6 protein-coding genes and 2 pseudogenes are annotated in these 6,848 nt (G+C 55.0%); 3 read left to right on the forward strand and 5 right to left on the reverse strand.

Annotated elements, in window-relative coordinates:
* Positions 1–2 precede the first annotated feature (2 nt).
* Positions 3–1,007, forward strand: a complete 1,005-nt coding sequence (locus tag ACT3R4_RS15830) for an LLM class flavin-dependent oxidoreductase (RefSeq protein WP_192539743.1) — start codon at positions 3–5, stop codon at positions 1,005–1,007.
* Positions 1,008–1,317: 310 nt separating this feature from the next.
* Here the strand turns inward: ACT3R4_RS15830 and ACT3R4_RS15835 are convergent, their stop codons facing one another.
* The 5 genes and pseudogenes from ACT3R4_RS15835 to ACT3R4_RS15855 all read right to left on the reverse strand — a co-directional run bounded on the left by ACT3R4_RS15835 (position 1,318) and on the right by ACT3R4_RS15855 (position 4,641).
* Entirely contained in the window at positions 1,318–1,911 is a 594-nt protein-coding gene (locus ACT3R4_RS15835) for a GntR family transcriptional regulator (RefSeq protein WP_192539744.1), read from the reverse strand.
* Positions 1,912–2,255: 344 nt separating this feature from the next.
* Positions 2,256–3,257 (reverse strand): IS30 family transposase, encoded by a 1,002-nt coding sequence (locus ACT3R4_RS15840; protein WP_193054202.1) that lies wholly within the window; start codon positions 3,255–3,257, stop codon positions 2,256–2,258.
* A 254-nt stretch (positions 3,258–3,511) separates the two neighbouring features.
* Positions 3,512–4,087: pseudogene (locus ACT3R4_RS15845) on the reverse strand (ISNCY family transposase); the annotation flags it as partial.
* 34 nt (positions 4,088–4,121) lie between these two features.
* Positions 4,122–4,292 (reverse strand): annotated as a pseudogene (locus ACT3R4_RS15850) (IS30 family transposase); the annotation flags it as partial.
* Between the two features lie 73 nt (positions 4,293–4,365).
* Complete coding sequence (locus ACT3R4_RS15855; RefSeq protein ID WP_225736347.1) at positions 4,366–4,641, reverse strand: plasmid mobilization protein; 276 nt, start codon at positions 4,639–4,641, stop codon at positions 4,366–4,368.
* A gap of 385 nt (positions 4,642–5,026) precedes the next feature.
* On the opposite strand from ACT3R4_RS15855, the gene ACT3R4_RS15860 reads away from it, so the two are divergent.
* Positions 5,027–5,413: a TraK family protein gene (locus ACT3R4_RS15860; RefSeq protein ID WP_192539748.1), complete on the forward strand. Its 387-nt coding sequence runs from the start codon at positions 5,027–5,029 to the stop codon at positions 5,411–5,413.
* 102 nt (positions 5,414–5,515) lie between these two features.
* Positions 5,516–6,628, forward strand: a complete 1,113-nt coding sequence (locus ACT3R4_RS15865; protein ID WP_074211468.1) for an RNA-guided endonuclease InsQ/TnpB family protein — start codon at positions 5,516–5,518, stop codon at positions 6,626–6,628.
* Positions 6,629–6,848 lie beyond the last annotated feature (220 nt).

Below are 6,848 nucleotides of genomic sequence, written 5' to 3' on the forward strand. Positions count from 1 at the left end.
ATATGAAACAGCTTCATTTCAATTATATTCTCGGGCCGGAAAGTCTCGCCGCGGTGGATGGCGTTTCCGCGCGTCCCGGCGCTCTCCAAACTCTCCTGACACTGGCGAAACGCGCCGAATCGGGCGGGATCGACGCGCTCGTCTTCAGGGATGCGAACAATGCGGGCCTGGTGCGGGAAGGATGTGCATTCCTTCCATACGAGCCGTTTACGGCTTTTGCGGCGCTGGCGGCTGCAACCGATCGCATCGGTCTTGCCGCCGCCGTCTCCCCGCGCACCAGCCAGCCCTATAACGTTGCGCGGCGGCTTGCGACCATCGATCATATCAGCCGGGGCAGGGCTGGCTGGCACATCACGCCGTCGGCAGATCAGCAACAGGAGCAATATGGCGATTTGAGCCGTCCGCCTGTCGAGGCCGTTGCCGCACGGGATGCGGAATTTCTCGAAGTGGTCCACCAGTTATGGGATAGCTGGTCCCCGGATGCCATCGTCATACGTTCTGACGGGCGAGTGAAAGTCAACGGAGAGGGGAACGGCCCCATCGACCATCGTGGACACTATTTTTCGGTCAAGGGGCCGCTGGACGTTCCGCGCCCGCCGCAGGGCAGGCCGGTCTTGTTTCACAGCGTGGTGACGGAGGATGACATGGATATGGCGGCGCGCTTTGCCGATGTCGTGATTGCCGAGGCGATGGACCTCGAAGCGACCGCAAAATTCGCGGACGAGATGAGCCTCCGCCTGAAAAGCCATGCAAGGGATCGCGCAGACGTGCGGATCATGCCCGTTCTAGGTTCTACCAACACCTGCACCGCGGAAGCTGTGACCGAGAGGATCACCCAGTGGCATGGTGCTGGAATCATTGACGGCTTCAGCCTTGCCGGAACATGCCTGAACGGTTTTATAGACGAGGTCATGCCGCTTTTGCGGCAGGCCGGTATGTTACCGGAAAAGACAGGCCCATCCACCTTGCGTGAGAGGCTCGGTCTGAAAAATTTATACATGGAATAGGTGCACGATCCGGTCCCGGTACCCTCCGCCTGATCCCCTGGCCGATGGGTGTACATAATCTTGCGAAATTACACTCCGACACGCAGCTCTTCCAGAGTCTGTCTGGTTCATTATGACCCAGACAGACTCTGGGTTCTTTTGTTTTCGTTTTTCTTTTCGGGAAAACGGGTTCCACTTTTCCCAGTCTTTCCGTTTACGACCGAAATACACGCCCCTTGCTTCGTATATGTGAGACACGAGGGCGATCATGCAGCGACGGCGGCTGCGCTTGAAGCATGGCCCTTTTCCGTTTCCAAATTTGCCGGTCTCGTTAAATCTTCAGCGCCAGTGAGCGCGCATTGTTGATGTGGACCGTTATCGCATCCATTGCCAATTGCGGAGTGCGCGTTTCAATGGCTTCCAGCACTTTCAGATGCTCTTCCATGACAGGAATGACGCGGCCAGCGATGCGAAAACGCTCCTGATTGATGAGACGCATCTTGATATTGTTGGTCTGATATTTACGCCAAATGATTTCGTTGTTCAGCGAACCGATGATCGTATCGTGCAGGTTCCAGTCGATATGTTCCCTGCGCAGGGACAGCAAGATTTCCGCTGACGCCTCCTGACAGAAAACAGCGACAACTTCCCGCTCAATGAAAAGACGAAATTGAAATGCCTCACGAATGAGATTGAGGTCGACATGCGCGATCTGTAAACCGCGTTGTGGCACCGTCTTGATAAGGCCCTCCACCTCCAAGCGAGGAATAAGCTCCCGTATCGCGCCGAGCGGAAGCCCTGTTATACTGACAAGTTGCCGTTGCGAAACGAACTGGCCGGGATGAAAATCGCCCGCCAGCAAGAGTTTGATGAAACTCTCATATGCCCGATGTCTTGACTGGACTGTCGCGGTCTTATCACTCACTCACGCTTCTCCTGCGGATCGCCAAACATGCACGTCGGCAAAAAATACCTGCCGCCCCATTCAAACCTTGTGCGCAGTAGCCGATTATTCCATACACACAGCATGACATGTTAACGCTAAATCAAACATAGCACAGGTCTGAGTCAGTTTGGCAAACCCATTGAAGAGACTTTTTATATCGTTTTGATCAGCGAGCCTATTTTCCGGTCTGTCTCCTGCAGCAGGATGAAGGCTTCGAATTTGACATCGTGGAACCTTGAGATCTCTCCGCCCTACGGCTCGGGGATTTCCTTGAGGTGGAAAAGTTACCCCAACTGCATTATGCCGGCGGTGAGGGTATCTGATTAAGCTGCTTCCTGCAAAAGTTTAGCAAACACCTCTGCGGGTGTCTTAAATCCAAGACACTTGCGCGGGGTCGCATTGAGCTTATGGGCGAGGGCGGTTAACTGAGCCTGGCTGACCTGCGCCAGATCCGTATTGCTGGGTAAATACCGTCGGATGCGCTTGTTGATGTTCTCAATAGTGCATTTTTGCCAGGGTGAATTTGGATCACAAAACCAGCTTCTTGCCCCCATTCCATCCTCCAAAGCCCTATAACCCATAAACTCGGAACCACGATCAAAGGTAAAACTGCGGCGTGCATGATAAGGCAGCGCTGCAAAGGCCTGAATGATTTTGTTCATGATAGGCTTTGAGTGCCGACTGCTGTTTTTAATGATGACGAAGTAACGACTTTTGCGTTCAACAAGTGTCATGACATTGGCTTCTCCGAGGTCACGATCAAAGATGATCAAATCACCCTCCCAATTGCCGAATTGCAGACGATTGCCAATAAAATCAGGACGTTGATGAATGCGAAACGCTTCTGGAATGCGGGAGCTGCGCGATCTTCTGGTGCCGCGTGGGCAGCGCTTTGTGCGCATCTCGGCCAGATGCTCATACAGCTTTAACCCATATTCTTCCTTTGAGTAAATGAAGCGATAGATCGTTTCTGCGCATAGACGTATCGCGCTCAGACCATGGCTAATCAGTCGGCCGCAGATCTGCTCTGGTGACCAGTGTGCTTCCAATTGTTCAATGACGAACTTGCGCAGCTCTGGGTAACGTCTGAGCTTGCGCAACCGCGTTCTGCGGTCTTTGCTGATGTTGTCGGCAAAAACACTATGATAGCCATTATAGTCTGGAATCTCGGCATCCCAAAAGCTGTTGCGCTTGATCTCGCGATAGATCGTCGAGCGATGACGGCCCATCAGCCGCGCAATATCGCCGAGAGGGAGTTTAAGCTGTTTCAGCTCAAATAACCGGCGACGTTCCGCCAATGTGATCTGTGAGTAGCAATTCGACATCCAATTTCCTCCATGGCTAACCACATGAATTCATTGGCATGTTGCAGTTTAAAATAGAATGTACCCCGGTTATATAATGTGTTTTGGCAAGTTAGGGATACGCTATCTCCAGCAAGATAGAGATGCGACAGGTGCTGACGTTCAGCCCCCATTCCGAGAGGCTGGTCAGAGTTGCAAGCGAGGAATGGGGGCGGGTCGATAGGTGCCCTTCGGCTTTAGCTCTGAGAGTGCCAAATGTCATTGATCTGGCCATTTCACTCCGTAGCAGCCAACCGAGCCAACGCTTTTTCCCGGCGCGCAATAACGTCAGGATCGTTCATGTAAGCGGTGCGCGATTTGCGCTCGCGCTTCTGATACCCGTTCCCGACACTGCCATCAGGCACGCCAAACAAATGGTTCGTCTGACCTGTGCGACGGGGACCGCTCTGGCTGCGTTGCAGTTCCCGGCCTGCCTGCATCTCGGCCACAATCGAAAGCATGTCATCCAGTCGCTTGTTCTCGACAACAGGCGAGCGATGAACAGAACGAAGCTTGTCGAATGTTCTGTAGGGCAGGGTGTCCGTACCATACATGATCTCCAGACGGCCATCCGGATAGTCGCAGACAATCACCTTTTGTCGAGCCAGCCGCTTTGCAAACTCCGTCGGCTCCAGGATGAACAGCACCTTGTCGTAACGCAGTGTCAGTGTTTGCGACAGTGTCCGTACTTCCTTCCGGCACATCGCACCATCGATGTTCTCATGCGCGGCCAGCGGTCGATGCATATCCTTAGGATTGCGCGGCTCCTTGCCAAAACGAGCATTGAAGTCTGCAATATATTCCGGCGTGTGAGGTCAGGCTGAAGCGCGACTTTTCGGTTTGAGTTTACGCAAAACGATGTCTGTTTGCGAAGAGTTTCTGCCGAAAGACTTCTGCAGGTGTTTTGTACCCTAAACATTTGCGCGGTGTATTGTTGAGGCGATGACAGATGAATGCGAGGTCTCGATCACTGAGGGTAAGTGGATCAAGGTCTCGGGGGAGCCAACGTCTTGTGCGGGGTCGGTTCCGGCTGGGGGCGAAATGACACCCTAAGCGGCACACAGCAACGATGAGGCGATTGCGGACTTACTCAAGCTTGGCCGCGTTTCTCTGCGAGCCAAAGTTTCAGCAGCCCAGCGACCCGCCCAAGGTCGCCGTTGACCTTGGCCAAGTCCGCAACGGCGGCCAGGTCAACGACCGACCTTATTGGGGTGTTCAACCCAAGGGCGCGCAGGTAGCCCGAACGGGACATGCCCGCTTCTTCGGCGCGCTCTGTGATGGTCGCTTTCTCGTCGTCTGTCACCCACACCTCTATCGGCTTACCGCGCCGCCGAGGCTGGGCCTTTTCTTTGGTGTTCTCTGGCATTGCCTGCGCTCCTGTTGTTGCTTTTCGCTCTTAGACGCGGCAGCGGCTGTGGGCCTCGCAGAGCAAGATACCGTTGAGCCGAAGGCGAATAAGGGGCGGTGTTGGATGGGGACGGGCTTGCCCGTACCCGTACAACACATATCTTGCCGTCTAGTTCTATGCAATTGTATGCGACAGTAGCTAAACGATCCACCCAGAACCGGCCCAAAGGCCGGAAAAGCCGACGAATCGCATAGAATCGCATATCATCGCGTACAATCGCATTAAATGGCTTGCTCAATCGCATAGAATCGCGTACAGTCGCACTGATTCGCGCAGAATCGCATTAGCGTGTATGATGGGCCGTCCGCGATTGAGTCGCGGCGGTCAATAGGAGGAAACAGGCATGGCAGACACGCCTAGCAGCAAGCCCCGCCGGGGCGCGGGACGTGTCGCGTTTCTGGCTCGCCTCGATCAGTTCAAGACGCTGATCGAGGCCGGTAACGAACAGCGCACGGTCTATGACGACTGCGGCGGCGAGGATGAACTAGGTATCAGCTACTCCCAGTTCAACCGTTACGTCGTCCGGTACATCACGGGAGCAAAAGACGATGGACACCAAAGGAAAGGCGCAGGGCAAATCACCCCGCAAAGCCCCTCCCCGGCCGCTACAGGGGCCGCAGGAGGACAAGCAGGGGGCAAGCCTGCCCCAGCAGCTAAACCCGGCTCAAAACGCCCCGGATTCGAGCACAACCCAAACAGCGGAAATAACCGCGACGACCTTATCAGTTAGCGCGGAAAACCTCGTACTTTTAGTGCGAGGATGGATAGCGCGGCGTCCGCCAGGACGCCTTGTGTTTTGCATCCTTACAATATTTCGTCTAAAGTGTAAAGCATGAAAGCCGAACGCGCCTACCAATACCGCTTCTATCCCACGCCTGAGCAAGCAGCCTTGCTGGCGCGGACGTTTGGGTGCGTGCGGTTTGTCTGGAACGCGGTGCTGCGCTATCGCACCGACGCGTTTTATCAGCGTCAGGAAAAGATCGGCTATAACGATGCCAGCGCGTTCCTAACACAGTTAAAGAAGCAGCCGGACACCGCCTTTCTAGCCGAGGTTAGTTCGGTGCCACTGCAACAATGCTTGCGCCATCAACAAAGTGCGTTCAAGCATTTCTTTGCCAAGCGGGCGCGGTACCCCAGCTTTAAATCGAAGAAGCACCGGCAGTCAGCCACCTTTGCCAGTTCGGCATTTTCGTACCGTGACGGGCAGATCACGCTCGCCAAGTGCCGTGAACCGCTAAACATCCGCTGGAGCCGCGACCTGCCTGCGGCACCGAGCACAGTGACGGTATCCAAGGATGCAGCAGGCCGTTACTTCATTAGCTGTCTGTGCAAGGTAGACACTGAGGCGCTGCCAATTACGTTCAAGATGGTCGGTATCGACCTGGGGATCAAAGACCTGTTCGTGACCAGTGACGGCCATCGGGTGAATAATCCCCGCCACACTGCCCGCTATGCCCGAAAGCTAGCGAAGGCGCAGCGGCGCCTCAGCCGTAAGCAAAAAGGCTCGAACAACCGAGCCAAGGCACGGTTAAAGGTCGCTCGCTGTCACGCCAAGATCGCTGACACGCGCCGTGACCACCTGCATAAACTCACCCGCCAGATCGTTAACGAGAACCAAGTGATTGCAGCGGAGAGTTTGCAGGTGAAGAACATGGTCAAAAACCGCCATCTCTCTAACGCCATCAGTGATGTTGGCTGGGGGGAGTTGGTTCGCCAGCTTGACTACAAGGCGGCCTGGGCGGGAAGGCAGTTTGTCCAGATTGATCGCTGGTACCCAAGCTCAAAACGCTGCCATAGCTGCGGCTTTGTGCTGGAATCACTACCGCTGAATGTTCGCACCTGGGACTGCCCAGATTGCGGTACTCAGGGCATCGACCGCGACGTGAATGCGGCCCGCAACATTCTGCAAGCAGGCACCGCGCTATTAGCCGGTGCAGATGGTTGAAAGATCATACCGAGGGGCACTCGGGAATGTACGCCTGTGGAGTTTGTGTAAGACCAGCAGTGCCAAGGCATTGAAGGCAACGAACATCGAAGCAGGAACCAGGAAGGTAACGACCTGGGAATCCCCTTCCTTTCCGCCGCAAGGCGGCAGCGCAAGCTGAGGGAGGGGAGGATGTCAAATGCTGTCGGTGCCAGCACGCTGGTACAGTAGGTGTATTCCG

This window comes from Halomonas sp. AOP7-E1-9, assembly GCF_052376035.1.
In the GTDB taxonomy this organism is placed as follows: domain Bacteria; phylum Pseudomonadota; class Gammaproteobacteria; order Pseudomonadales; family Halomonadaceae; genus Vreelandella; species Vreelandella citrativorans.